The 24,615-nt window shown below is 62.5% G+C and carries 20 protein-coding genes and 5 pseudogenes; 18 read left to right on the forward strand and 7 right to left on the reverse strand.

Annotated elements, in window-relative coordinates:
* The 3 genes and pseudogenes from AC1DXK_RS23200 to AC1DXK_RS23210 all read right to left on the reverse strand — a co-directional run.
* Positions 1-111, reverse strand: a pseudogene (locus AC1DXK_RS23200) (IS630 family transposase); the annotation flags it as partial.
* Positions 112-344: 233 nt separating this feature from the next.
* The gene (gene fghA / locus AC1DXK_RS23205) at positions 345-1,178 is read right to left on the reverse strand and encodes an S-formylglutathione hydrolase (protein ID WP_457108768.1); all 834 of its coding nucleotides are present in this window, start codon (positions 1,176-1,178) and stop codon (positions 345-347) included.
* 176 nt (positions 1,179-1,354) lie between these two features.
* Complete coding sequence (locus tag AC1DXK_RS23210) at positions 1,355-2,491, reverse strand: S-(hydroxymethyl)glutathione dehydrogenase/class III alcohol dehydrogenase (RefSeq protein ID WP_477299191.1); 1,137 nt, start codon at positions 2,489-2,491, stop codon at positions 1,355-1,357.
* 692 nt (positions 2,492-3,183) lie between these two features.
* On the opposite strand from AC1DXK_RS23210, the gene AC1DXK_RS23215 reads away from it, so the two are divergent.
* The 3 genes from AC1DXK_RS23215 to AC1DXK_RS23225 all read left to right on the forward strand — a co-directional run bounded on the left by AC1DXK_RS23215 (position 3,184) and on the right by AC1DXK_RS23225 (position 4,885).
* Positions 3,184-3,777 (forward strand): TetR/AcrR family transcriptional regulator, encoded by a 594-nt coding sequence (locus AC1DXK_RS23215; protein ID WP_477299193.1) that lies wholly within the window; start codon positions 3,184-3,186, stop codon positions 3,775-3,777.
* Between the two features lie 86 nt (positions 3,778-3,863).
* A complete protein-coding gene (locus AC1DXK_RS23220) occupies positions 3,864-4,109 on the forward strand; it encodes a hypothetical protein (RefSeq protein ID WP_457108765.1) in 246 nt (81 codons plus the stop codon).
* A 92-nt stretch (positions 4,110-4,201) separates the two neighbouring features.
* Positions 4,202-4,885, forward strand: coding sequence for a type 1 glutamine amidotransferase domain-containing protein (locus tag AC1DXK_RS23225; RefSeq protein ID WP_457108770.1), 684 nt, complete (start codon positions 4,202-4,204; stop codon positions 4,883-4,885).
* A 73-nt stretch (positions 4,886-4,958) separates the two neighbouring features.
* On the opposite strand, the gene AC1DXK_RS23230 is transcribed toward AC1DXK_RS23225, so the two are convergent.
* Positions 4,959-5,522: a TetR/AcrR family transcriptional regulator gene (locus AC1DXK_RS23230; protein WP_457108764.1), complete on the reverse strand. Its 564-nt coding sequence runs from the start codon at positions 5,520-5,522 to the stop codon at positions 4,959-4,961.
* 108 nt (positions 5,523-5,630) lie between these two features.
* Between AC1DXK_RS23230 and AC1DXK_RS23235 the strand changes: the two genes are divergently transcribed.
* Positions 5,631-7,037 carry an amidase gene (locus AC1DXK_RS23235; protein WP_457108763.1) on the forward strand — a complete coding sequence of 469 codons (1,407 nt, stop codon included), beginning with the start codon at positions 5,631-5,633 and terminating at the stop codon, positions 7,035-7,037.
* 498 nt (positions 7,038-7,535) lie between these two features.
* Here AC1DXK_RS23235 and AC1DXK_RS23240 read toward each other — a convergent pair whose 3' ends face one another.
* On the reverse strand, positions 7,536-8,420 hold the full coding sequence (locus AC1DXK_RS23240) for a LysR family transcriptional regulator (RefSeq protein ID WP_457108762.1): 885 nt from the start codon (positions 8,418-8,420) through the stop codon (positions 7,536-7,538).
* A gap of 566 nt (positions 8,421-8,986) precedes the next feature.
* Between AC1DXK_RS23240 and AC1DXK_RS23245 the strand changes: the two genes are divergently transcribed.
* From AC1DXK_RS23245 to AC1DXK_RS23280, 8 genes and pseudogenes are all read left to right on the forward strand, one after another.
* A complete protein-coding gene (locus tag AC1DXK_RS23245; protein WP_477299196.1) occupies positions 8,987-10,162 on the forward strand; it encodes an LLM class flavin-dependent oxidoreductase in 1,176 nt (391 codons plus the stop codon).
* Positions 10,159-11,346: a CaiB/BaiF CoA transferase family protein gene (locus AC1DXK_RS23250; protein ID WP_456685694.1), complete on the forward strand. Its 1,188-nt coding sequence runs from the start codon at positions 10,159-10,161 to the stop codon at positions 11,344-11,346. Before AC1DXK_RS23245 ends, AC1DXK_RS23250 begins: the two co-directional genes overlap by 4 nt.
* Positions 11,346-12,095: an enoyl-CoA hydratase/isomerase family protein gene (locus tag AC1DXK_RS23255; RefSeq protein WP_456685695.1), complete on the forward strand. Its 750-nt coding sequence runs from the start codon at positions 11,346-11,348 to the stop codon at positions 12,093-12,095. Before AC1DXK_RS23250 ends, AC1DXK_RS23255 begins: the two co-directional genes overlap by 1 nt.
* Positions 12,096-12,273: 178 nt before the next feature.
* Complete coding sequence (locus tag AC1DXK_RS23260; RefSeq protein ID WP_477299199.1) at positions 12,274-13,449, forward strand: flavin reductase; 1,176 nt, start codon at positions 12,274-12,276, stop codon at positions 13,447-13,449.
* 51 nt (positions 13,450-13,500) lie between these two features.
* Positions 13,501-13,740 (forward strand): dodecin domain-containing protein, encoded by a 240-nt coding sequence (locus AC1DXK_RS23265; RefSeq protein WP_477299201.1) that lies wholly within the window; start codon positions 13,501-13,503, stop codon positions 13,738-13,740.
* Between the two features lie 31 nt (positions 13,741-13,771).
* Positions 13,772-14,944, forward strand: a complete 1,173-nt coding sequence (locus AC1DXK_RS23270) for a YbfB/YjiJ family MFS transporter (protein ID WP_456685698.1) — start codon at positions 13,772-13,774, stop codon at positions 14,942-14,944.
* 701 nt (positions 14,945-15,645) lie between these two features.
* Entirely contained in the window at positions 15,646-16,866 is a 1,221-nt protein-coding gene (locus AC1DXK_RS23275; protein WP_477299203.1) for an ABC transporter substrate-binding protein, read from the forward strand.
* A 116-nt stretch (positions 16,867-16,982) separates the two neighbouring features.
* A pseudogene (locus AC1DXK_RS23280) lies at positions 16,983-17,114 on the forward strand (IS5/IS1182 family transposase); the annotation flags it as partial.
* 29 nt (positions 17,115-17,143) lie between these two features.
* Here the strand turns inward: AC1DXK_RS23280 and AC1DXK_RS23285 are convergent.
* Positions 17,144-17,528 (reverse strand): annotated as a pseudogene (locus AC1DXK_RS23285) (ABC transporter substrate-binding protein); the annotation flags it as partial.
* Positions 17,529-17,756: 228 nt separating this feature from the next.
* A complete protein-coding gene (locus AC1DXK_RS23290) occupies positions 17,757-17,981 on the reverse strand; it encodes a dodecin (protein ID WP_456685700.1) in 225 nt (74 codons plus the stop codon).
* Between the two features lie 518 nt (positions 17,982-18,499).
* On the opposite strand from AC1DXK_RS23290, the gene AC1DXK_RS23295 reads away from it, so the two are divergent.
* From AC1DXK_RS23295 to AC1DXK_RS23320, 6 genes and pseudogenes are all read left to right on the forward strand, one after another.
* Positions 18,500-20,155 carry an ISL3 family transposase gene (locus tag AC1DXK_RS23295; RefSeq protein ID WP_477299205.1) on the forward strand — a complete coding sequence of 552 codons (1,656 nt, stop codon included), beginning with the start codon at positions 18,500-18,502 and terminating at the stop codon, positions 20,153-20,155.
* Between the two features lie 43 nt (positions 20,156-20,198).
* Positions 20,199-20,615: pseudogene (locus AC1DXK_RS23300) on the forward strand (transposase); the annotation flags it as partial.
* Between the two features lie 466 nt (positions 20,616-21,081).
* Positions 21,082-21,372 (forward strand): hypothetical protein, encoded by a 291-nt coding sequence (locus tag AC1DXK_RS23305; protein ID WP_456686319.1) that lies wholly within the window; start codon positions 21,082-21,084, stop codon positions 21,370-21,372.
* A 215-nt stretch (positions 21,373-21,587) separates the two neighbouring features.
* Positions 21,588-22,481 (forward strand): formylglycine-generating enzyme family protein, encoded by an 894-nt coding sequence (locus AC1DXK_RS23310; protein WP_456686318.1) that lies wholly within the window; start codon positions 21,588-21,590, stop codon positions 22,479-22,481.
* Between the two features lie 125 nt (positions 22,482-22,606).
* Positions 22,607-24,175, forward strand: coding sequence for an arylsulfatase (locus AC1DXK_RS23315; protein WP_477299208.1), 1,569 nt, complete (start codon positions 22,607-22,609; stop codon positions 24,173-24,175).
* A 147-nt stretch (positions 24,176-24,322) separates the two neighbouring features.
* Positions 24,323-24,615 (forward strand): annotated as a pseudogene (locus AC1DXK_RS23320) (transposase); the annotation flags it as partial.

Raw genomic sequence — 24,615 nt, forward strand, 5'->3', positions numbered from 1 at the left:
GGCACTCGACACGCTTACACCGAACCGGGCCGCCGCTCGATGGAAGGAGGCGCCCTCGGCCACGGCCGCCACGACACGCTCGCGCAGATCGACAGACAACGGTGAAGGCATCGAGGGCTCCTTCACCACTCAACGCGGCAAACCGCTAACCCGTCGCAACGCGGCCGGGCACGGCTCTAGCCAGCGTACGATTTCCTGCGGCTACGTCCGACAACGTGACAAGCCCTCGCCAGGGCTTCCCGAAAGTGGTCGGATCGCTCCCCACCCGCAGGCGCCCTGGACGGCACCTTGCACCCGATGTCGGAAGGCATTGTTCCCCGACTACGTTGAGCGTGCTGACAATATCAGTTCAGGCGCGCAGCCGCCCAGGCGATATGGTCGGCCATGAAGGTTGAGATAAAGAAGTAGGAATGATCGTAGCCCTCGCGCATATTGAGGGTCAGCGCGATGCCGGCCTTCTTGCAGGCCTCCTCCAGCAGCCAGGGGCGAAGGCCGTCCTGCAGGAAACTGTCGGCGGTGCCCTGATCCACTAGGAACTCGGGGAAGCGCTTGCCGTCTTCGATCAGCGCAGTGGCGTCGTGGGCACGCCAGGCGACCGGGTCGGAACCGAGATACTTCTCGAAGGCTGGTTTCGACCAGCCGGCCGTCGAGGGCTGGGCGATCGGCGCGAAGGCGGAGCAGGACTTGAAGCGCTCCGGGTAGGTGAGCGCGATGGTGAGTGCCCCGTGGCCGCCCATGGAATGGCCGAAGATGCCCTGGCGGGTCATGTCGGCGGGGAATTCCTTAGCGATGAGCGCCGGCAGTTCTTTCGTGACGTAGCTCCACATCCGGTAATTTGTGTCATAGGGCGCCTGCGTGGCATCCAGGTAGAAGCCGGCGCCAGAGCCGAACTGCCAATTGCCGTCCTCGTCCGGGATGCTGGGGCCGCGCGGGCTGGTATCGGGGGCTACGATTATCACGCCGTGCGCGGCGGCGGCCGCGCGGTACTCGCCCTTGTCCATGACGTTGGCGTGCGTGCAGGTGAGGCCGGACAAGTACCACAACACCGGAACCGGGCCGTTCTCGGCCTGGGGCGGCACGAACACCGCGAAGGTCATCGGGCATCCGGTGGTCTGTGCATCGTGCTTGTAGACGCCCTGCGTGCCGCCATGGGCGCGGGCCTTCGAGATGGTTTCCATCGGCTGTGATCTCCTGCGAGTGGGCTGAGTTGATTGACTTCGGGAAGTCGCGGCTCTCCTCCCTCTTGCGGAGAGGAGTTGAAGGTGGGGGTGGCTCGGCCAGCCTCGGCCGGCCGAGGGTCACCCGACCAACCCACACCCTGGCCCTTCCCCGCACGGGGAAGGGATGTCGACTGTCAGTAGACGACCACGGACCGGATCGACTTGCCCTCGTGCATGAGGTCGAAGCCGTGATTGATTTCTTGCAGCGGCATAGTGTGGGTGATCAGATCATCGATGTTGATCTTGCCCTCCATGTACCAGTCGACGATCTTCGGCACGTCCGTGCGGCCGCGGGCGCCGCCGAAGGCCGAGCCCTTCCAAACGCGGCCGGTGACCAGCTGGAACGGACGGGTCGAGATCTCGCGGCCGGCCTCGGCCACGCCGATGACGATCGACTCGCCCCAGCCGCGATGGCAGCACTCGAGCGCCTGGCGCATCACGTGGACGTTGCCGGTGCAGTCGAACGAGAAGTCGGCGCCGCCGCCGGTGAGATCGACGATGGCCTGGACCACCTTGTCGGTGCCGACCTCGTTCGGGTTGATGAAGTGGGTCATGCCGAACTTGCGGGCCATGGCCTGCTTCTCCGGGTTGATGTCGACGCCGATGACCTTGTCGGCACCGACCATCCGAGCGGCCTGGAGGACGTTGAGGCCGATGCCGCCGAGACCGAAGACCACCACGTTGGCGCCGGGCCAGACCTTGGCGGTGTAGATCACCGCGCCAATGCCGGTGGTCACGCCGCAGCCGATGTAGCAGATCTTGTCGAAGGGGGCGTCTTCGCGGATCTTGGCCAGCGCGATSKCGGGCAGSACSGTGAAATTCGAGAAGGTCGAGCAGCCCATGTAGTGGAACACGGTGTTTGATCCGGAGGGGCTGCCGCCGGTGGAGACGCAGGAGAAGCGGCTCGTGCCGTCCGGCATCACGCCCTGGCCCTGGGTCGCCCGGATCGCGGTGCACAGGTTGGTGCGCTGGGACAGGCAGGACTTACAGTTGCGGCATTCCGGCGTGTAGAGCGGAATGACGTGGTCGCCGGGCTTCAGCGTGGTGACCCCGGCGCCGACCTCGCGAACGATGCCCGCACCCTCATGGCCGAGGATCGCCGGGAACTTGCCCTCGGAATCGAGGCCCGAGAGGGTGTAGGCATCGGTGTGGCAGATGCCGGTGGCCATCAACTCGACGAGAACCTCGCCGGCCTTGGGGCCCTCGATGTCGATGGTCTCGATCGTGAGAGGCTTCTTAGCCTCCCACGCGACCGCGGCGCGCGTTTTCATCACGTGTTCCTATTGTCTGGATGATCACGGACGGCGCCGAACTGCCGACTCTTCGGCGCACCTCACTCAAGGGCTGCGCGCCGAACGGTCCGAGGATCTGTCGCGTGTGTGATGCTTCTTGTGCCCGGATGCAACGTCCGAGTTCCCGTCAGGGTGACCCCGTTCCGGTAGGTACGAGAAATGGGTCGCCTCAGCGCCGTCCGAGTCGAGTGCGAACTTCAAACTATGGATCGCACCCTCCCCAGGACCCGGGCCACGGGGCTCGATCGTCTCTCTACTGTCCCGGGGGGAGCCGGTGCCGATTACGCCTCCGCTTTCCCGGGAGTCCAATGCCCCATCTCTCTTGGATCAATCCTCGCCGAACGTCCGGTCGTGCACGCGACCGCGATTCAGCGTGGCGTATTCTGGCCGAAAGCCGCCGGCCTGCTTCAGGGCTAGGGGCAGCAGGAAACGGACATGCGCCCTCTGCCTGTAGGTCTGGCAGCGGACGCGCTTGATGCCGACAACGGGCTCATCTGCGCAGCAGGGACAACGGCTGAGGCCGCGGCTGCCGGCTGCCGGCTGCCGGCTGCCGGCTGGCCAACCGCTGCCTTAATCGGTCAGTCAGCTGCAAGTTAGAAGCTCCACCCCTTTTTATCGTAGCTCCTCTAGACGACCGGTCTAATCGATCCTATGTCAGCATCATGGCACACGTGAACGGCAACGCCGACACCCGGCAAAGCATCCTCGACACCGCCCACCGCATCGTCGGTGCGAAGGGGTTCTCCGGAGTCGGTCTCAACGAGATCCTGGCCGCGGCCGGTGTGCCGAAGGGATCGTTCTACCACTTCTTCGGTTCGAAGGAGGCTTTCGGCGAGGCTCTACTGGCCGACTACTTCAAGGAATACCTCGCCGACATCGACGCCACCCTCGCCGAGCCTGGTCTCAGCCATGCGGAGCGCCTGATGAACTACTGGTGCAAGTGGCAGGCGACGCAGGGCAGCATCGATTACCAGCGCAAGTGCCTCGCGGTTAAGCTCGCGGCGGAAGTCTCGGACCTGTCTGAGCCCATGCGGCTGGCTCTCAAGAGCGGCACGACCAGGATCATCGACCGTGTGACCGGCGCCATCGAGGCGGGGGTTGCCGAGGGGTCGCTGAGGGTAGACGGCAACCCGCGTGCGACTGCGGAGACCCTTTACCACGTTTGGCTCGGCGCGAGCCTAATGGCGAAGATCGAGCGCACCGACGCGCCGTTCGACGCCGCGATGAAAACGACGCAGCGCATCCTGAACCCGCAATTAGCCTGACCGAATGAGCTAACCGTGACGCTCGGCATGCCCATGCCTAAAAAATAGACGACCAGTCTACTAATAGTCGACGCGAGGATAGAACCATGACCCTACGAACCGCACATCCCGTCGCCCCCTATCTGCTGCTCGCCGAACTCGGGGCTACACTGTTCGGCGGCTCCGCTGCATCGGCCGAGGAGCGCATCACCCTGGAGATCATCGGCGCCGTTCGCATGGCCGACCCTGAGGCGATCCGCCATGCGGACGCGGCGCCCAGGAGAACTGAGGCCAGGCAAGCGCGCGAGGCGACCGCCGAGCGTTCCATCGACGGGGCGGCCCGCCACAACTGACCCGCCCACTAGTAGAAGCTCGGCCCGGTCGAAACGGCTTCCCGAGCATGCGGACGACAGCCTCACACTAACCCTGGAGAACGACGATGAAGATGAAGATCCTGATGGTTCTGACCTCCCACGAGCAGCTCGGCGACACCGGCCGTAAGACCGGCTTCTGGCTGGAGGAGCTCGCCGCCCCCTATTACGTGTTTAAGGACGCCGGCGCCGAGGTCGTCCTGGCCTCGCCCAAGGGCGGTCGGCCGCCGCTCGATCCTAAGAGCAACGAGCCGGGCTTCCAGACCGACTTGACCCGACGCTTCGAGGCAGACCGCGAAGCAAACGCCGTGCTATCGGACACGGCCCGCCTCGACGGGGTCACACACGAGGGCTTCGACGCGGTGTTCTATCCCGGCGGGCACGGTCCGCTGTGGGACCTCGCCGAGGACCCCACCTCGGTGCGTCTCATCGAGACGACCCTCCAGGCCGGTAAGCCCGTCACCCTCGTCTGCCACGCCCCCGGCGTGCTGCGTCATGCCAAGTCGCCCAACGGCAGGTCAATCGTCGAGGGCAAGGCCGTCACTGGCTTCACGAATACTGAGGAAGAGGCGGTCGGCCTGACAGAGGTGGTTCCCTTCCTCGTCGAGGACGAGCTCAAGCGGAACGGCGGCGCGTTCTCAAAGGGCGGCGATTGGGAGCCGTACGTAGTCGGGGACGGGCTGCTTATCACCGGACAGAACCCGGCCTCGTCCGGACCCGCGGCCGAGCGCCTTCTCGACCTGCTCGCGCGCGCCTGAGGACCGGCGGGGCACGACACGTCGAGACAAACCCGAGGTGCGTTCGGCATGACAGCCGGACGCGCGTCCCATTTCAGGCCGGCAGGAGGCCCGAGGCGCGGTAGCTGTCGATCAACTTGTCGAACTGCGAGACGTCCGAGCGGCTCCTCGCGTACAGTTGAGCGCCGGACACAGCGGCGAAGATCGCCCTCGCTCGCGCCTCCGCGTCCTTGGGCTTCACTACCCCCGCCATGACCAACACCTTGGCGAGCCAGGCGACGTTGACGTCGGCGAAGCCTAGCGCCTCCCGCTGCACGGCCTCGGGCAGATTGGCGTACTCGGCCGACATGAAGCTGCACAGGCAGAGCCTGTTCCCGTCCTCAAGCGACCTGCGGAAGGTGTTGGGGTAAAGCTGCAGGCAGCGGATCGGGTCGCCGGTCTCGGCCAGCATGGCGTCGAGCTCGGCCGCCGTGTCCTCCCAGTAACGTCGCGCCACGGCCGCGCCGAGATCCGCCTTGCTGGCGAAGTGGTGGTAGATGCTCGCCGCCTTGATGCCGACGTCGGCGGCGAGGTCGCGGTAGCTCAGTCCGCCGTAGCCATGGGCCTGCGCGGTTTTCCTGGCGGCGGCCAGGATCGTCTCCTTCGCGCTCGTACTCACCCTTACCTCCGGGTCGAATCGGGAAACTAACGATCGTTAGTTAGGGGTTGACGTCGCGAAAATCCAGCCCTAGCTCATACCTGCCTAACGACAGGTAGGGAAGCAGTCATGATCCAGGACATTATCTTTTCCGACGCGACCAAACTGGCTGAGTTGATCCGGACCAGGAAGCTTTCGCCCGTCGAGGTCGTGCGGGCGCATCTCGACCGCATCGAAGCCGTCGACCCCAGGGTGAACGCCATCGTCACGGTCGCGGAGGGCGCGATGGCCGCCGCGAGGGAAGCCGAGGCGGCGGTCATGTCCGGCAAGGAGCTCGGGCCTCTGCACGGCGTGCCTTTCACCGTGAAGGACAGCATCGATACCGCCGGCGTGCTCACCCAGCGCGGCTCGCCGATCTTCAAGGGCCGCACCCCCGACGCCGATGCCACCAGCGTCGCCCGTATGAAGAAGGCCGGCGGCATCCTGCTCGCCAAGACCAACCTCCCCGAGCTCTCCTACTGGATCGAGAGCGACAACCTGCTCTCGGGCCGCTCGAACAACCCGTGGGACCTCGACCGCACGCCGGGTGGCTCCAGCGGCGGAGAGTCGGCGGCCATCGCGGCCGGCATGTCGCCGCTGGGTCTCGGCACCGACCTCGCCATCTCGGTGCGCGGCCCTGCCGCGCAGACCGGCATCGTCTCGCTGAAGGCGACCCACGGGCGCGTCCCGATGACCGGCATCTGGCCGCGCGCGCCGCGTCGCTTCTGGCACGTCGGCCCGATGGCGCGCTCGATCCGCGACCTCGCGCTCGCCTTCTCGCAACTCGCCGGCCCCGACGGGCAGGACTCCTTCGCGACCAGCACCGTCCCGTTCGACGCGGGCGTCGGCGCCGCGCCGGACCGCAAGCTCCGCGTCGGCTGGATGGTCGGGCCGGGCTTCGGCCCCATCGACCCCGAGGTTGCGGCGACCGTCCAGGCCGCGGCGGAGGCCCTCGAGGGCGAGGGTCACCACGTCGAAGAAGTGCGCATCCCGGCTCTGGAGCGCGACTTCGCCCTCGACGTGTTCAACAAGCTCCACGTCATGGAGATGAAGCCGGCGTTCCGCGAGGCGACCGTCGGACACGAGGCGCAGATGTACAAGATGGTCAAGACGATGCTGTCGCTGCCGGACACGTCGATGGAGGACTACGTCGCGGCCGAGCAGGCGGCGGAGCGGCTCCGGGACGGTTACGCGGCCTACTTCCGGGACTACGACGTCCTCCTGACCCCGGTGCTGCCGGTCCCGGCGCACAAGCACGGCATCCAGGAACTCGTCGTCAACGGCGAGACCGTCGACCTGACTTACCTGCAGGGCGCGACCGTGCCTCTGAACGTGACGGGCCTGCCCGGGCTGTCGATGCGGTTCGGGACGAGTCGCGAGGGCTTGCCGATCAACGTGCAGTTGGTGGGAAGCTGGCAGGCGGAGACGACGCTGCTGAACGCCGCCTCCGTATTGGAGAGCGTGAGCCCAGTCCGCGGCCTGCACCCGAGCCTCTGACAGGAGGGAGCCCGCCGGGAAGCGCTCTGCGCTTCCCGGCCCTGAACGGCCGGGCAGCGGTTTCGCCCGCTGGTTTGTCGAGCGGGTCGGCACGGGGACGCGGCCGCATCCGCAAGACCACGGCGGTCGCGTTGGCGCACAAGCTGCTGGTCGCCCTGTGGCGGTATCTCGCCACCGGTCCGGTTCCGGAGGCCGCGCACGTGAAGGCAGCCTGAGGGTCGAAGTTCGTCCGCCGGGCCGATCGACGGCAGGTCGGGCGAGCGGGGCAGGTGTGTGACCGGCACTCGACCGGGTTTGCTGCCGTCGCCAAAGACGGGTCCCGCCGCCTTCAGCCGGTTCGCCTCACATGAGGCATCTTGGTCAGGAATGCCTTGTTCCGCCCGATACGAGCGGATCCGAGAGCCCGAAGCTCGCACGACATCCGGCTCTCCGCACGCCCAAAGACTCGGACCCCCGTCTCCCAGCAGAAACGTCTCTTACGAGGCGAGCTAAGACATTTTAGACTTCGAACGTGCTCGCTCGCACGGCCATTTCGGTCATCAAAAAAGGAATTGACGTCGAACACTGCGACGCGTGCACGGAGAAAAACTCAACCAGTGGACCCTCCGGCCGGGTCGCAAGCACTCGGAATGCGCCCGAAGCAATCTCTTGTTGGTAGCACTGGACCGGAAGCAGACTAACCCCTATTCCGGCCTGGGTCAGCGAGGCGATTGCCCCCATGCTGTTGCAGAGATCGACCGCCCTCGCTTCGTGACCGCGAGCGCTAAGCCAATGCTCGACGGTCCGGTGATGGAAGCTGTTCTTGCCCAAAGAGAGAACACGAAGGTCGCGGAAATCACAGGGCTCGATCACTCGGTCCGGCAATGAAATCGCTTGGCCTGCCATCCAGGCAAAGCGAACGTAGCCGAGCGATCGGGCCGAGAGATTAGGGTCGAAACGCAAGCATGGCATCAATGCGAGATCTATCTCACCGTGCGCCATCATTTGTTGAAGGTCGGCGGTCAGGGCAACGCTCAACTCTAGTGTTAGCCGTGGATAATTTTGGTGAATTAACTCGACAAAATTTGGCAGCCAGGTCACCGCCACCAGTTCTGCTACGCCGAGACGGACAACGCCCGACAAAGCCTCCCCGCTACCCACCCTCAAACGGATTTCAGAGCACGCGGCAACGGCACGTTCCGCATAGATCTGCAGTTCACGCCCTTTTGCCGTCAAACGCACCTTCCGGGCTACTCGATCGAACAATAACACTCCGAGATCCTGCTCAAGCCCCTGAATCCGAGCTGACACAGTCGAGATTGTCGCATTTAATCTATCCGCTGCACCGGTAAAGCTCCCGCAGCGCGCGATCTCCAAAAAGGTCTCAAGCTGCTTGATGTTCACGGCCGTCTCTGCCTCGCCTGGAACTAAGGGACCCGCCTGCGCGAGAGCCAGAGTGTGCATTGGCGGTAATCTACGGAGCAAGAGATCGACATGGCAGCTCCAGGGCATCGTCTCAGCTGGCGACGGAACCGCCGCTCCCGGAGCCCAAGGGCAAAATAATTCCAGTTCCTAGTGCGCTGCACGCCAAGTTCGCTTTTATCGAACAATCAGCTCCAAAATAATGCGCTTTTTATGCACCAGCATGCTGATAGGGTGGTCTCGACGGATGCCGCCTGCGATGCAAGAACGTCATGCAACTAGATAGTGGCTTCAGGTCTTCCAGCGGCTCCGTGCTAATCACCGCGACCTGGTCGCTTCATGCATATGGCACCTCAACGGCGGTCAGCTGCTATCTGGCCGTTATCGCTCTGATCTGCCTTGGCTTCGCCTCGCTCCTGCGCGATCCGTTTTATGAAGACTATGCGGCGCACGACAAAGTAGATTCGGGCGCCACAGGGGATCCAGTCTTCGGCCTATCGCCCTCAGTCGCCTCCGAATGAGCCCTTTCGCAGATTGGAATTCAGATCATGTCGGACGACGCCGCCACACCGAACCGCTCGGCACCCGAAGAATCTGGCACCAATATGGAGACGCGCTCGCCGCTTGATAGACTTCCCAAGAACAAGCTCGTTCTCGGACTCTTCTTGCCGATGCAGGAGGGCGCTTGGAGCCCCTCTCGCGCTCCTCGGACGACCTCTTGGACCTTCGATTATCTATCGAAATGCACGCTGAAAGCGGAGGAATTAGGGTTCGATCTAGCCTTCGGCCTTGCGCAATGGATGAGCAAGGGCGGATATGGTGGCGAGATGCGCTTCCGCGAGCACGAACTCGATCCGATCATCGTCAACACCGCGCTGGCGGCGATGACGAAGAAGATCGTGCTCATCAACACGGTCCACATCCTCTACGCTTGGCACCCGCTGCACCTCGCGAAGTTCGGCGCCGCTCTCGACCACATTAGTGGCGGTCGATGGGGCGTGAATGTCGTGACCGGCTACAAGCCAAGCGAGTACCGCATGTTCGGCCTCGACATGATCGAGCACGACCTGCGCTACGACATGGCCGACGAGTTCACGACGCTCCTGGAACGCCTCTGGGCCGAGGATGAGAACCTGACCTTCAATGGGCGCTGGTGGAAGACGGAGAAGGCCTTCCTTGCGCCACGGCCGGGGGCCCGCCGCCCCTTCTTGGTCAACGCGGCTTCGTCCGGCGCCGGGCTGGCCTACGCGGCGAAGCACTCGGACTTCATCTTCATCACCAGCCCCGGCGGCGCCGAGCCGGCCAAGGCTTATGAGACCCTGCCGCCGGTTAACGCCCGCATCAAGGACCTTGCCGCCTCCTACGGACGGCAGGTCAAGACGATCATCAATCCCCACGTGATCTGCCGCCCGACTGAGAAAGAGGCGCAGGATGCTTACCGTCGCATCCTGGAGCATGAGGACCCCGTGGCAGCAGACAACTTCGTGCAGACCTTCGTGGGCGGGGATACCAAGTCCTGGCGCGGACACAGCCGCGCCCAATGGGTGATCGGCGGGAACGTCCACCTCGTCGGCACACCCGAGCAGATCGTCGAGGGCTTTATAAAGCTGCACGCGGCTGGCTGCGACGGCGTCCAAGTGAACTTTTTCGACTACCTGCCGGATCTCGAATACTTCGGGAATAATGTTCTTCCTCTGATGAAGCAAGCGGGTTTGCGGGCATGAGCAGCACGAGCAACGGACCACTTTCCGGTCTACGTGTCCTTGAGTTTGGCCAGATTGCAGCTGGCCCTTACGTCGGCATGCTCCTGGCCGACCTCGGTGCCGACGTGGTGAAGGTTGAGCGGCCAGACGGCGGCGACGGTATGCGTGACTGGCCGCCACTGATGGCGCCGGAGGGGCGTGAGCACGCCGGCCGCTTCAGCGGCAACTTCGCGTCACTGAATCGCAATAAACGCAGCATCACTGTCGATCTCAAGGCCCCGGCTGAAGTCGCCCATCTTCAGGAGCTCTGCCGCGCGGCCGACGTCATCATCGAGAATTTCCGGCCGGGCGTCCTGAAGCGTTTGGGCCTCGGCTATGAAGCCGTAGCCAAGCTGAACCCCCGGATCGTCTACTGCTCGATCTCCGGTTACGGCCAGGTTGGCCCCTATGCGAAAAAGGGAGCCTTCGACGTTACCGTCCAAGCCATCAGCGGCTTGATGAGCGTCACGGGGGAGCCCGGTGGCTCGCCCGTGAAGTGCGGCGTTCCTGTCGGAGACTTCTGCGCCGGCCTCTATGCTGCCTATTGCATCTCGGCGGTACTGCGGCAGGTAACGGAGACGGGCAAGGGCGCCTTTATTGACTGCTCAATGCTTGGGAGCCTCTTGGGGATCTCTGCACTCCAGACAAGCGAGTACTTCGGCACCGGTGCCGTTCCACGCCGCCTCGGCTCGGCACACCCGCGAAACGCCCCTTACCGGGGCTTCGACGCAGAGGATGCCCCATTCGTCGTTGCAGCGGGTAACCAAGAGCTCTGGCGAAAATTCTGCAGCGTCGTGGGGAGGGAGGAGTTCACCGCGGATCCGCGGTTCGAGACCCAAGAACTGCGCGCCCGCCATCAGGCCGAGCTATTCGATCTCCTGCAGCCGATCTTCAGCACCATGCCCCGCGCGCACTGGCTCGCGAAACTCGATGCCCAGGGTATCCCCTGCGCTCCAGTCAACAGCTTCGATTCGATCCTGGCTGATCCGCATGTCCAGGCCATGGGATTGCTCCATAACCTCACGCTGCCCAACGGCGTCAGCACGACGACCGTTGGCTTTCCCATCGCAATCAGCGATTTCGAATTCAAAATTGATCGGCCGCCACCGACCTTAGGGGAACACACGAAGGAGGTCGCGCGCGACTGGATCAAGGAAAATGACTGATGAACGGTCCGGTCATCGTCAGCGATCTCGGAGCCTGCGGCTTACGCCTGACGCTCAATCGGCCCAATCAAGCAAACGCGGTCGATGACACACTTTGTAACGTGTTGCTGTTGGCCCTCCAAGAGGCGGCGGAAACAGGCGCCCGTATCGTAGTGCTTGATGCGAACGGGAAGAACTTCTGCGGCGGCTTCGATTTCACAGGCGTGGACGACCTGTCAGAGGGGGACCTGCTTCTGCGCTTCGTCCGGATCGAGCAGACACTCCAACTGCTCTGGCGCGCTCCCTTCGTGACGATAGCGTGTGCGCATGGGGCTGTTTTTGGCGCAGGCGCGGACTTGGTGGCCGCGTCTACTTATCGGATTGGTGCACCCGGCTGCCGCTTCCGCTTCCCCGGCTACCGCTTCGGCATCGCTCTCGGTACCCGCAGGCTCGGGTGCCTTCTTGGGGAGCAGAAGGCGCGCGAATTTCTTCTTGCGAACTCTACACTCGTTGGTGTCGAAGCACGCGAGGTGGGCCTGCTGACCCACCTCGAAGAACGTGAGGCTTGGGACAGCATCATCACGGCAGTGAGGACAAGCATCGAGGACCTCAGCTCTACGGCGATGAGCGATCTGCTCGCCAACGTTCGGCAGGATCAAGTCGCAGATGACAGAGATTTAGCCAGTCTCGCGCGTTCGGCTGCACGGCCGGGTATCCATAGACGAATTGCTGCCTATCGCGCTGCCGCTGCTGAAAATCGCAAAAATTGAAACGAACATCGACCACTGTCGGCACTTGTTCATCTAATCTGGCCTTCCGGCGTCCCACGGCCACAGCCATTCAGCCGCCTCTTACTCGGCTCGCTCCAAACGCCAGGTCAGGTTAACTCGTCGCCGGCAATCTCATCGTCGTCAGATTTGCCGCTCTTAGACCTCGAAAGGGAGCAAGATGGAACCGTCGTCCTCGGCCATCTCGGCCAGTCGCTTTCGCGAGGTCCTCGGACAGTACCCCACCGGCGTCGCGGTAATTACCGCCTGCGGCGCGGACGGTGCCCCCGTCGGGATGGTTGTCGGAAGCTTCGGCTCGACTTCGCTCGACCCGCCGCTGATTTCCTTCATGCCCGACAAGAAATCGTCCAGTTGGCAGAAGCTGCAGCAGCTCGACAATTTCTGCGTGAACGTCCTGGGCGCGCACCAGCTGGACGTCTGTCGCGATCTTGCATCGAAGCGGCCCGACAAGTTCTCGGATATCGACTGGAGTCGGTCCGAGTTTGGCAATCCTGTGATCGCCGGCGCCATTGCGCAGATTGAATGTGTGAAGGTAACCGAATACGAGGCTGGCGACCATCTGATCGTGCTGGGCCGGGTCTTGGATCTGGACCTCGGCGCGGCCGCTACGCCGCTTCTGTTCTACCGTGGTGGCTACGGCACGTTCACCGCCCAATCGATGATCAGCGGCGAGGCCGAGATCCTCGACAAGTTGAGGTTGCTCGATCGCATTCGGCCCTCGCTCGAGAGGTTAGCGAGCGAGTTCGACACGGAGGTGACTGCGGTCGCTCGCGTGAAGTCCGAGATTATTCTAGTCGGCTCATTCGGACGGTCGCGTACAGTAGATTTCCCCACGCGTGTCGGCCAGCGGCTGCCGTTTATGCCGCCGGTTGGTGGCGCTTTCGCGGCTTGGGGAACGCCGGAGGAACAGTCAGAGTGGCTCTCCCATTGCGGAGGCGAATTCTGTCTGGACCATCAATCGTGCATGCAAATGATTAAGAATATCCGCTCGCGTGGCTGCGCTATCGGCTTCGGCCACGAGGTGAGCCTCAAATGGGAGCGCGCGGCCTTCCTGACCAGCATCGGCGATGCCGCGATAACCGAGAAGGACCTCCTTAGATTGCTTGCGGACGCCGCAACCAGCTACAACCCCGGGCCGCTAAAAACTGGCAAACGTTACGAATTTCACTTTGCTCAGGCTCCGGTCTTCGATGTACCCGGAAACGTTGTCTTGGCAATTACAATTTGGGGCCCTGAAGGAAAAGTGCCCTGCGACAAAATTGAGGTCATTACTAGACGGTTAATCCAAACCGCGGCGGACGCCACTCAGAGCATCGGGGGTAAGACGCCGTCCTGACGCGCGGTTCTACTTGAGAGCATTGCCGTTTCTGATCGCACTTGAGCAACAATGAAGGTAGCGATAAGCCACATTTATTCTGTGACCAAAACCTACGGCTCGTCACCTTCTTGCAGAGATGGCTTGATCCGGCGGGCGATCGCGACCGCACAACAGACAATCGACCGTCCTGAGTGGCTTCAGGTCACTGAAGCTGGAGGGCATTCCGCGAGCGACGGCTCGTTTGGTCACTTCCAATTGCAAGTAAAACTCGGATTCTGTTTGGAGCGTCGCTCGGGAAAAAAGAAGTAGCCCAAGTTCTCACTCGGTGAAGGGACATTTTGTGAAGCAGCAGGCCGAGCCCGACCATTGTTTTTCCTCCGGGCCAATCAGTGTCGTGGGAGTTCGGTTTATTCGCCCTGCTCTCTCCGGTGCCTCAGCGACGCTCGTTGGGGTCGGTCTTGCCCGCTTTGCTTACCTCACCTTATTCCCAGCGATGGTCACCGCCGGGTGGCTGAATGGGGGTGGTGCAGGTCTGCTGGGCGCTCTCAATCTGGTGGGCTATCTCATCGGAGTGTCCGGCGGCCGGCTCATAGCGAAGCGCATCGGAGTCCCGCGTTCGCTTGATTGCGGTATGTTGCTGACGGCGCTTTCCTTCTTTGCCTGTAGCTGGAATGGTGGCGTGGTCTGGTTGGCGATCTGGCGTAGCGCCGCCGGAGTTTCAGGCGGTGTCCTCATGTCCCTTGCTGGTCCAGCGGTGCAGGCCGTCGTGGAACCCGCCCGACGCGGAACCGCAGGTGGTATCGTTATATCAGGTGTCGGAACCGGGATCATTGTCACGGCGCTCGCGATGCCGCCGCTCCTAACCTGGGGACTATCGGCCACTTGGATTGTCCTCGCAGGCTGCATGGTTGTTCTTTGGGCCTTCGCTCGACCGGCCTGGCCGCAGACTCAGATTCTCGAGCCATCAAAGGGGGCAAACTTCGGCAGCGCGACCGCTCTGATAGTGGCTTACGGAATCGCGGGCGCCGGCATGGTTCCACATATGGTTTATCTCGCAGATCTTGTGGTCCGGGGACAGGGCCACACATTCAGCTTCGCTAGCTACGCATTGATGCTCTTTGGCCTCGGCGCCCTTTCGGGAACTCTCACGGCCGGGCGCGCAATCGATCTTTGGGGGGGCGCAAGAACCATCCAGTGGTGGTTCGCTCTCCAGGCGTTTGGGGTCGCGCTCGTACTAGCGCCCCCGGCCTTCTGCCTGCTTCTTGGAGCATTTCTAGGGGGATTTGGAGGGATCGGTGCAACAGCAGTGGCACTCGGCCGGACACGTGAGATCGCAGGTGAGACTGCAGGAGTCATATGGCAATACACGACAGCCAGCTTTGCTGTCTTTCAGGCGGTGAGTTCCCTCGCCCTCGCATTTGCTTTCGGCCATACTGGCTCTCATAACCAACTTTTTGCCGTTGGCTTAGCTTGCTCCTTGGCTGCTGTTGGGATGGTCACATGGCTTAAGTGAGCTGCCAAGTTAACTCTGCCTATCCGCCGTGCTTCAGAACCCACTTCCGACGCGGTCCTGACGCCGACCTCTTCGTTTTAGAACGCCAAGCACAACAGGCGGCTTTGCAGTCCTATGAAAAACAAATGGTTACAAACGAAAAATATCTTGCCCGCATTTCAAGCCTCGAGTTAAAATAATCGGCCGCGTAAGGAGAATAAGACTCGATGAAAGTTCACGATGGGCAGAACATGCCGCATCAGCGGGCGGTGCAGCGCTATCTAATGCGGAACTTACCGACGATCTCATGCGAGACGTGTTGACGTTCAAGTTAAACAAAAGATGCGCCGTCTGAGTGTCGGGCTCAGTTTGGATTTCGCGTCCGGCCTAGTCGGATGGCTTGAGAGGAGCGCTACGGATGGACAATCGGGATCACGGGACGTGAATTGGCCTACTCGTCATCGCAGCTGCTATTGCGGCGCAAGTGGTGCGAACCTGACGCCTGCGTCCGCCCGGCGGCAAGCATAACCAATGGTTTGACGTGTTAGCGCGATGAATTATCTATTAGATCCCGGCGATTAGATCGATGAAGGCCCAGCTTACGTTCCATTGCTGCGTCTACTATGTCAAATCTAAGGACGTCGATCATCAACTCTAGATCTAATTCGATCACGATGCACGACGAACATCAGTAATGCTAAAAATTCGATGGGAGAAACGTCTTGAAAAATTGGAAATGCACGCTCATTGCAGTGGCAACCTGCACCCTTCTGGTTACCAACGCTTCTGCGCAGATCTCGGACGACGTTGTCAAGATTGGCGTGCTCGCAGACATGAGCGGCCTTTACTCCGACCTTAGCGGCATCGGCTCCGTTACTGCCGCCCAGATGGCAGTTGAGGATTTCGGCGGGACCGTGCTCGGCAAGCGCATCGAGGTCATTTCCGCCGACCACCAGAACAAGACGGATATCGGTGCTAGTATCGCCCGCCGGTGGATCGATCGCGAGCAGGTAGACACGATCGTCGACGTGCCGGTCTCGTCGATCGCCTTTGCCGTGCAAGAGATCACTCGGGATAAGAACCGCGCCTTCCTTATCTCGTCCTCAGGCTCGTCCGACCTGACCGGAAAGGCCTGCTCTCCTGTCAGCGTCCATTGGACATACGATAGCTACGCGCTCGCCCACGCGACCGGCGGCGCGCTGCTTAAGCGTGGGGCTGACACCTGGTTCTTTATTACCGCGGATTATGCCTTCGGCCATGCACTCGAGCGCGACGCCATGGCGGTAGTTAACACCGCCGGGGGAAAAGTCCTTGGCGCCGTCCGGCACCCACAGGATACCCAGGACTTCTCCTCCTTCCTGCTCCAGGCGCAAGCCTCGGGTGCAAAGGTGATAGCCCTCGCCAATGCCGGCGGCGACACGGTCAACTCTATCAAGCAGGCGAACGAATTCGGCATCACACAGAACCAGCAGATCGTCGGGCTTCTGACCTACATCTCGGATGTCCACAGTATGGGTTTGCAGAACGCGAAGGGTCTACTCTTGGCTTCCGCATTCTACTGGGACATGAGCGACGAGACACGGGCGTGGACGAAAAGGTTCTTGAAACGGGTCAACAAGGTACCCACCATGCCCAACGCTGGCGTCTACGGCGCCGTGACACATTACTTAAAGGCCATTGAGGCCGCTGGGACTGACGACGCTACGAAGGTTGTCCAAAAAATGAAGGAATTGCCGATTAATGATTTCTTCACGAAGAACGGTTCAATTCGCGAGGACGGGCGCGTAATGCGCAACATTTACCTTTTTCAGGTTAAATCACCAGCTGAGTCGAAGTACCCGTTCGACTACTACAAATTGATCGCTACGATTCCGGCAGAGCAGGCTTTTAGACCGTTGTCGGAGGGGGGTTGTCCGCTGGCGGGGAAGGCCAACGCTCATTGATCGGAAGGTTGGACCGTGCCCATCATCAGAGTTCGTCCGAAGGCTGGTTGATCCGAGTTGAGTGGTCGGGACGGCAGTGCTTCCAGGAGAGTGCTGAAGCCTGATCTGGAAGCGCCATGTGGACCCCGACCACTCGGCGGCAGCATAGCCGCGCCGGCCTTGGCTATAAAACCGACCTGCCGGGTGCTGGGTGGGCGGTGATCGGCCCGCTGATGCCGGAACCTGCGTTGTGTGGTCGTCCTCCGATCTAGACGTCGCCGGAGATCTTGAACGCAATTGATCCGCCCCTTGAGCCGATGAAGACCTTGTTCTTCTCGCGTGACTTGGCTTACCGCCAGTACCACAGAGGATGTCGGCACGTCGGCGATCGCATCAATGCCCTCGCGGTCGTACCATTGGCGAGCGACGGGGGCGCCGACATCCGGCATGTTCTGGTGGTCGGCCGAGACGACCTCGACCTACACGTCCGGGTTTGTTTTGGCGAGGTCGTCGACCGCCTTCTGTACGGCGACAACGGAGCCTTTTCCACCGGTATCCGCGTAGACGCCGGACATGTCGTTGAGGACGCCGATCTTGACGTGAATCGGTTGGGCTGAGGCCGGCCCGGTCATGGCGGCGAAACTGATTGCGACTGAGATGATGCAGCGCCGGATCAATGCCATGGCAGGCCGCTCTCCGAGGCAGATTATCGTTGAGGCCAGGAGGGCCCACCCGATATCCCAGCGTTGAGCTTGTTTCACAGCGAGATCCAGCGCAGGTGGAATAGGGCGCGAAGCGTTACGGCGATGATGAATGAGGAGATTTGGCCGAAAGCCGCGTAACTGCCTCTGATCCTTAAACTGCAGAAGCGGACCTTCGTTGCCGCTCAGGCGGTCGTCTCAAAGTGACGACTAGGCCCCTGTTGCGGCCCCATCCGTCGTGAACCCAACCTTCAAGGTGACTTGGTATTGCTGCACCTTGCCGTTCTCGATCTGGCCGCGGGTCTCCAGCACCTCGAACCAGCGTAGGTTGCGCACCGTCTGGCCGGCGCGTGCGATGGCACCCTGGATCGCTTCCTCGATCGACACCGTGGATGAGCCAACCAGCTCGATGACTTTGTAGACGTGGTCCGACACGGCAATTTCCCTCCCTAGGACAAGCCGCCAGGATCCACCCGATCCCGGTGCGGATCAAGCGCCTGGCGGACCGTCATCGTCCCGCAGGCTGATCGGCCAAGTGTGCGGCCTCTTGTAGAACGCGGATCACGTCGCTGAGGCGGGAACGGTGTCTTGAAACCGCCTGCGGACTTGCAGCTAAGTACGAGGCCGGGTCAGCGAGCGGATGTTCCGGCGGTGCTTCTTCCTCGGCCTGCTCGCGCTCGGCGCTCATCTGGGGTCGCGGGTGCTTATATGCGCGGCAAGGACCGCAGGTGAGACTCGGGCTCCGTAACATCCAAGTCGGCGAATGACTGCTTTGGAGATGCTGCTTGGCGCAGCTGCATGCTGGCAATGGGCGCACTCCTGCCTGGCCGGTTTAGAAGCCCCTCGACGTTTGAGCCGAGGGGCCGTTATCCTCCCTCGGCTTCTCGGTTCTCCCGCACTTTGCGTGGAACGGTCGCGGTGACGGGGATGCCACGGGCTGGTTCACCAGGGGGATGATCCTGTCCTCATCCCTGCCGGGCTGCGCCATCGAGCGCGTCATCCGGAGCGACGGTCGTCTTGTCGTCTTCGCCCATGCGCGGCGTGTGCATGGGCGTTGCCCGACCTGTGGCACGACCAGCTCTGCCGTTCACAGCCGCCATGAACGCCGCTCGGCCGATCTGCCGAGCATCGGTCAGCCCATGACGCTGCGCCTGCGCGTCCGACGCTTCTACTGCCATGATAGTGCCTGCTGCCGTCGCACCTTCGCTGAATCACTCCCGCAGCTGATGCCGCCGCGAGCACGCCGGACGCGCCGCCTCGCACAGGCTCAGACCCGTATCGGGCTTGCGGCCGGGGGCGAGGCCGGTGCGCGCCTGACCAGCCATCTGGGGATGCAGACCAGCCCCGATACGATCCTGCGTCTCGTGCACCGCCTACCGCTGCCGAGCGTGGATCGGCCGCGAGCCGTGGGCATCGACGATTGGGCTATCCGCAAAGGACGGACCTACGGCACGCTGCTCGTCGATCTCGACCGTCGATGCCCGATCGACCTGCTGCCCGACCGAACCGGGGCGACCGTCACCGACTGGCTGCGGCGCCATCCCGGCATCCAGATCGTCACCCGCGATCGCTCGACCGAGTACGCCCGAGCGGCGACGGCAGGCGCTCCCGCTGCTCTCCAGGTCGCCGACCGATGGCATCTTCTTCTCAACATGCGCCAGGCGATCGAACGCTGGCTCGGCCGAGTCCATGGCCGGCTGCGGCAGCTGCCCGCTCTACCCAGCGGGGATGGCCGCCAGCCTGGGGAACGCCTGCGTGCATACCGCCGCAGCGCCGCCGAGATCACAATGAGCCGTGATCGTCGTGCCCGGCGGCTTGCGGCCTACGAGGACGTGCGTCGGCGTCATCTGGCAGGTGAGACCCTCCTGGCGATCGGTCGCGCTACAAGGTTGGCGCGCGCGACCGTGCGCAAGTACGCCCAGGCTGAGAGCTTCCCCGAGCGCGCGATCCAGCGGTCCGCTCCGTCTCGCCTCGACCCCTACCTGGCTCATCTGGAGCAGCGCAGGGCCGAAGGCTGCGAGAACGCCATGGCGCTCTGGCGCGAGGTCCGCGATCAGGGCTTTGCCGGAACGCATCGGCAGGTGCACCGCTACGTCGCCGAGCGGCGCACGGTGCCGGCGTCGCGCACCGCCCACAAGTGGCTGTCGCGAACCGGAGCGACGAGCGCGGAGGCTCCCAGAGCAGAACCGATCGCCTCTCCCAAGCACTTGGCCTGGACCCTGGTTCAGCCGATCAAGACGTTGCCGCCCCGTGCCGCGGCCGACCTCGCTCGCATCCGGCAGGACGCCGAGGCAGCACGCGTCGCCGATCTGGCGCGGCGGTTCACGATGTTGGTGCGCGCCTGCGGCCTGGATGGCGACCGACCGGTGGATGCGGCCGGCGAACTCGACAGATGGCTCCGCGAGACGCGCCCCTGCGGCGTGGCGGCATTGGAGACCTTCGCGGCTGGCTTGGCGCAGGACGGGCCGGCGGTTCGGGCGGCGCTGACGACGCCCTGGAGCAACGCGCAGGCTGAAGGGCAGATCAGTCGGCTGAAGATGCTCAAGCGTACCATGTACGGCCGCGCCAGCTTCGCACTCCGCCGCCGCCGCGTGCTCCTCGCTGCCTGATCCACGCAAAGTGCGGAAGAACCGCGAAGCCGAGGGAGGATCAGGAGCGAAGGTGCATCTAGCCGTGGACACGCCCGGCCATGTCGTGGCGCTGCACGTGACGCCCGCCAGTACCGACGACCGGGCCGAGGTCGGCCGTCTGGCCGCCGAAGTTCAGGCGGAGACGAGCGACAGCGTCGAGCTGGCCTTTGTCGACCAAGGCTATTCCGGCCCCAAACCCGCAGATGCCGCGCGTGCCTACGGCATCGACTTGGAGGTGGTGAAGGCGCCGCAGGCCAAGCGCGGTTTCGTCCTGCTGCCGCACCAGTGGGTGGTGGAGCGCTCCTTCGCTTGGGCGACCCGCTGTCGGCGGCTGGTCAAGGATTATGAGCGCTACGCCAGTACGTTGGCTGGTCTGCACATGGTCGCCTTCGTCTGCCTCATGCTCAAGCAGGCCGAAAAGCTTATGAAAAGTGCATAACAGTCTCTAGGCAGCGCTCGTACACCAGAAATGGACCGGCGATCTCCCCGACAACAGACTCGGCGACCTTCCGAGTCATCAACGGTAGTGACTTGTCGGTGTGCCCTTCGCGGGTCAGCTGCATTCAATAGCGAGTCTGAGATTTAGCGGCAGCCTATCCGCCCAGTATAAATTATCCGTCACGTGTCCCAGCTTCCCATTCCTAGTGTGGGGCCGCCGGCGCACTCCCGCCAAGCTTATCTCTCCAGGCGAGTGTATTTCACCGCGTCCACTTGACATACATCAATATAAAACGCTTACTACACAAGTGATTCACTGTCGGCCTGACACCGATCACAGACGTGGCGAAGCGACCTGCCGGTCCACGCTGAGCGTGGGTTCACGCGTGTTAGAGCTCGACGTCCTGATTTGACCGGCGTTGGATAAGAAAGCTAATTGCAGAGAACTCCAGCGAAGGGAGCAACCGATGTTGAAGCCACCGAGCCTGCTGCTCCTAGCACTTCTCACCGCTACATCTGCAAAAGCCGCGGAGGTGCCGCGCTTCAACATCAAGGCAATCTGCGGCGACGCGCCATCGCTCGGTCAAAGCTCCCAGGCAACCGTTCAGGGCTGCATGCATGACGAGACACTGGCCCGCTCACAGCTTGAGCAGCAATGGTCCGGCTTCAAAGCACAGCATCGTGAAAACTGCATTCGTGAAGTTAGCATCGGCGGGCCACCCAGTTATGTGGCCTTGCTGACATGCCTGCAAATGTAAATAGATTTTCGCGATTCGATACTTTAGGCAAATTTCAGAAGCATCACACGGAATCAAAGGCGAATAGCGCCAGCGCTGAGCGCAAGGGATCTGTCCATAACGGACGGGAGTGCAAAATGGCTGGCGCTTCGGCGACTGCATCTAACATGCCTACCCCTACGAAAATGCCGGATGTCCGCCGTGGTATGTGCTGGATACCTGGTGGAACGTTCCGGATGGGATCGGACAAGCACTATTCCGAGGAGGCGCCGGCCCACCGGGTGACCGTGGACGGCTTCTGGATCGACAAGACCCCTGTCACTAACGGCGGTTTCAAAGACTTCGTCCGCGCGACCGGTTACCGGACCGTCGCCGAGAGCCCCCCAGATCCCAAGGACTATCCGGGCGCACAGTCAAACGTGCTCTACGCCGGCTCGCTCACCTTCTTACCGCCACGAGAGCCTGGCGACATGCGCGACTGGACTCGGTGGTGGGCTTTTCTGAGGGGTGCGGATTGGCGGCATCCCTACGGACCAGGCAGCTCGATCAAGGGCCTCGACGATCATCCCGTCGTGCACGTCGCGTTACGCGACGTCGAGGCCTACGCTGCGTGGGCCGGTAAGGAACTTCCAACCGAGGCTGAGTGGGAGTTTGCGGCCCGCGGTGGTCTAGACGGCGCGGAGTACGCCTGGGGTGATGAGTTTAAACCCGCAGGACGCCAGATGGCCAACACGTGGCAGGGCGACTTCCCGCACCTCAATACCGCCACCGGAGCCGACAAGCGCACGACGCCGGTCGGCTCGTTCCCCCCGAACGGCTACGGGCTCTTCGATATGATTGGCAACGTCTGGGAGTGGACGTCCGATTGGTACAGACCGACCCATCCGGTCGATGCCTCGAAGCCCTGTTGCGTTCCTCGAAACCCGCATGGCGGGCGCGAGGAGGACAGCTTCGACCCGCGCAATCCGCAGGTACTGATCCCCTGCAAGGTCGTGAAAGGCGGCTCGCACCTATGCGCGCCGAACTACTGCCGCCGCTATCGCCCGGCGGCCCGGCACGCGCAGCCAGTCGATACTTCCATGAGCCACGTCGGCTTCAGGTGCATCCTGAAAGAGAAGGATCGGTCATGACTCACGATGACGCGCACCAAACGGATCAAACGAGCTCCGAGCCGGGAAACGCGCTCAGCCGTCGGAACATGCTCCTCGCCGGCACTTCGCTATTGACGACCGTCGGACTGATATCGAGAGCTCCGATGGCGGCAGCGCAGGCTCAGCAGCAGCCGACGCCGGCGGGGCAGAAGCCGAACATCATCGTCATCATGGGCGACGACATCGGCATCTGGAACATCGGAGCCTACCATCGTGGCATGATGGCAGGACGGACGCCCCACCTCGACCGGCTGGCTTCCGAGGGTATGCTGTTCACTGACTACTACGCCGAGGCAAGCTGCACGGCCGGGCGCGCAGCATTCATCACCGGCGAGCTGCCGATCCGCACCGGCATGACAACGGTTGGCCAAGCTGGCGCCCCCATCGGATTGCCCGCCCAGGCTGTAACCATCGCCACCGTGCTGAAAGGGATGGGCTACGCCACAGGGCAGTTCGGCAAGAATCACTTAGGGGACAAGAACGAGTTTCTGCCCACGGTGCATGGCTTCGACGAGTTCTTCGGCTACCTCTACCATCTCGATGCGATGGAGGATCCTGCCCACCCCGGCTACCCGCAGGAGCTACTGGGTCAGGTCGGCCCGCGCAACATGATCCATTCCTGGGCGACGAGCGTGGCTGATCCCACCGACGATCCGCGCTGGGGCGTCGTCGGCAAGCAGAGAATCGAGGACGCGGGACCGCTCTATCCTAAACGGATGGAGACGGTGGACGATGAGATCCGTGACCTGGCACTCGGCTTCATCGACAAGGCCAAAGCTGACGGCAAGCCATTCTTCGTGTGGCTCAATCCCACCCGAATGCACGTCACCACCCACCTGTCACCGAAGTATCAAGCTCTGCGCAACTCCCAGAACGGCTGGACCATCCATGAGGCCGGGATGGCGCAACTCGACGACGTCGTCGGGTCGGTGATGAAGAAGCTGACGGACTTAGGAGCGGACGATGACACTATCGTCGTCTTCACTACCGACAACGGCACGGAGGTTTTTACTTGGCCGGATGGCGGCCAAACTCCATTCGCCCAATCGAAGGGCACGGTCATGGAGGGTGGCTTCCGTGCCCCGGCGATGATTCGTTGGCCTGGCAAAGTGCCCGCCGGCAAGGTCGAGAACGGCGTCATTTCCGGCCTCGACTGGTTCCCAACGCTGGTCGCCGCAGCGGGCAACGCCGATATCGGCGAGGAACTGAAGAGGGGCAAAAAAATCGGCGACGCGAGCTATAAGGTGCACCTCGACGGCTACAATCAGATGGACCTGATCACCGGCAAGGGCTCGTCGAGGCGCAATGAGATCTGGTATTTCGGCGAGAGCGAACTCGGAGCCGTGCGGATTGGTGATTACAAATACCGTTTCATCGATCAACCTGCCGGGTGGCTTGGAGACAAGACCAAACCAGATGTTCCTTACATCACTAACCTTCGGCTCGACCCTTTTGAGCGCACGGGCTGGCCCGACAATGGGACCAAGAACGGCACACAGAATTACATGAACTGGTTTCTCTACGAATTTTGGCGGTTCACCTTCGTCCAACAGGAGGTGGAGAAGCTTGCGATGACGGCCATCGAGTTCCCGCCGATGCAGAAGGGCGCGAGCTTCAACCTCGAAGCAGTGAAGGCGAAGATCCAGGCCGCCCGGGCAGCGATGGCGAAATGAGCAGGACCAGCGGGGCGCGGTGAGCAGGGTCGCCAGATCGGGGGGTGAGGTGCACAAAATAACCCGGCAATATTAGATTGCTCTATTGGCGCTCTGGACTTGCCTCGAGAGAGTGGAGAGCTCTTTTCCTGAAGGAGGGGGTTTCCGATGGCAGACCGGAAGCAGACCTTTACCCCTGAGTTTCGCGCTGAGGCGGTGCGATGAGCGCAGACGAGCGGGCGGTCCCGCCGGGAGGTAGCCCCCGATCTCGGCGTCGGGCTCTCGACGCTGCGTAACTGGATCGACGGTCGGCGTGAGCGGGAGATGGACCGCCCGCCGGCCGATCGGCAGGAGGACATGGCCGCCGAGCTCAAGCGCCTGCGGCGCGAGAACGAGGTGCTGCGTCAGGAACGGGAGATCCTGAAGCGGGCCACAGCTTTTTTCGCCAAGCAGGGAAGTCG

This window comes from Methylobacterium sp. P3_A11, assembly GCF_056403155.1.

Bases quoted from the DNA above. Each gene is read 5' to 3' on its own strand.
- AC1DXK_RS23260 (WP_477299199.1), top strand. From the start codon at position 12,274: ATGGAACCGTCGTCCTCGGCCATCTCGGCCAGTCGCTTTCGCGAGGTC.
- AC1DXK_RS23310 (WP_456686318.1), top strand. From the start codon at position 21,588: ATGGGATCGGACAAGCACTATTCCGAGGAGGCGCCGGCCCACCGGGTG.
- AC1DXK_RS23235 (WP_457108763.1), top strand. From the start codon at position 5,631: ATGATCCAGGACATTATCTTTTCCGACGCGACCAAACTGGCTGAGTTG.
- AC1DXK_RS23265 (WP_477299201.1), top strand. From the start codon at position 13,501: ATGAAGGTAGCGATAAGCCACATTTATTCTGTGACCAAAACCTACGGC.
- AC1DXK_RS23220 (WP_457108765.1), top strand. From the start codon at position 3,864: ATGACCCTACGAACCGCACATCCCGTCGCCCCCTATCTGCTGCTCGCC.
- AC1DXK_RS23245 (WP_477299196.1), top strand. From the start codon at position 8,987: ATGTCGGACGACGCCGCCACACCGAACCGCTCGGCACCCGAAGAATCT.
- AC1DXK_RS23295 (WP_477299205.1), top strand. From the start codon at position 18,500: ATGATCCTGTCCTCATCCCTGCCGGGCTGCGCCATCGAGCGCGTCATC.
- AC1DXK_RS23250 (WP_456685694.1), top strand. From the start codon at position 10,159: ATGAGCAGCACGAGCAACGGACCACTTTCCGGTCTACGTGTCCTTGAG.
- AC1DXK_RS23255 (WP_456685695.1), top strand. From the start codon at position 11,346: ATGAACGGTCCGGTCATCGTCAGCGATCTCGGAGCCTGCGGCTTACGC.
- fghA (WP_457108768.1), bottom strand. From the start codon at position 1,178: ATGGAAACCATCTCGAAGGCCCGCGCCCATGGCGGCACGCAGGGCGTC.
- AC1DXK_RS23305 (WP_456686319.1), top strand. From the start codon at position 21,082: ATGTTGAAGCCACCGAGCCTGCTGCTCCTAGCACTTCTCACCGCTACA.
- AC1DXK_RS23225 (WP_457108770.1), top strand. From the start codon at position 4,202: ATGAAGATCCTGATGGTTCTGACCTCCCACGAGCAGCTCGGCGACACC.
- AC1DXK_RS23315 (WP_477299208.1), top strand. From the start codon at position 22,607: ATGGCGGCAGCGCAGGCTCAGCAGCAGCCGACGCCGGCGGGGCAGAAG.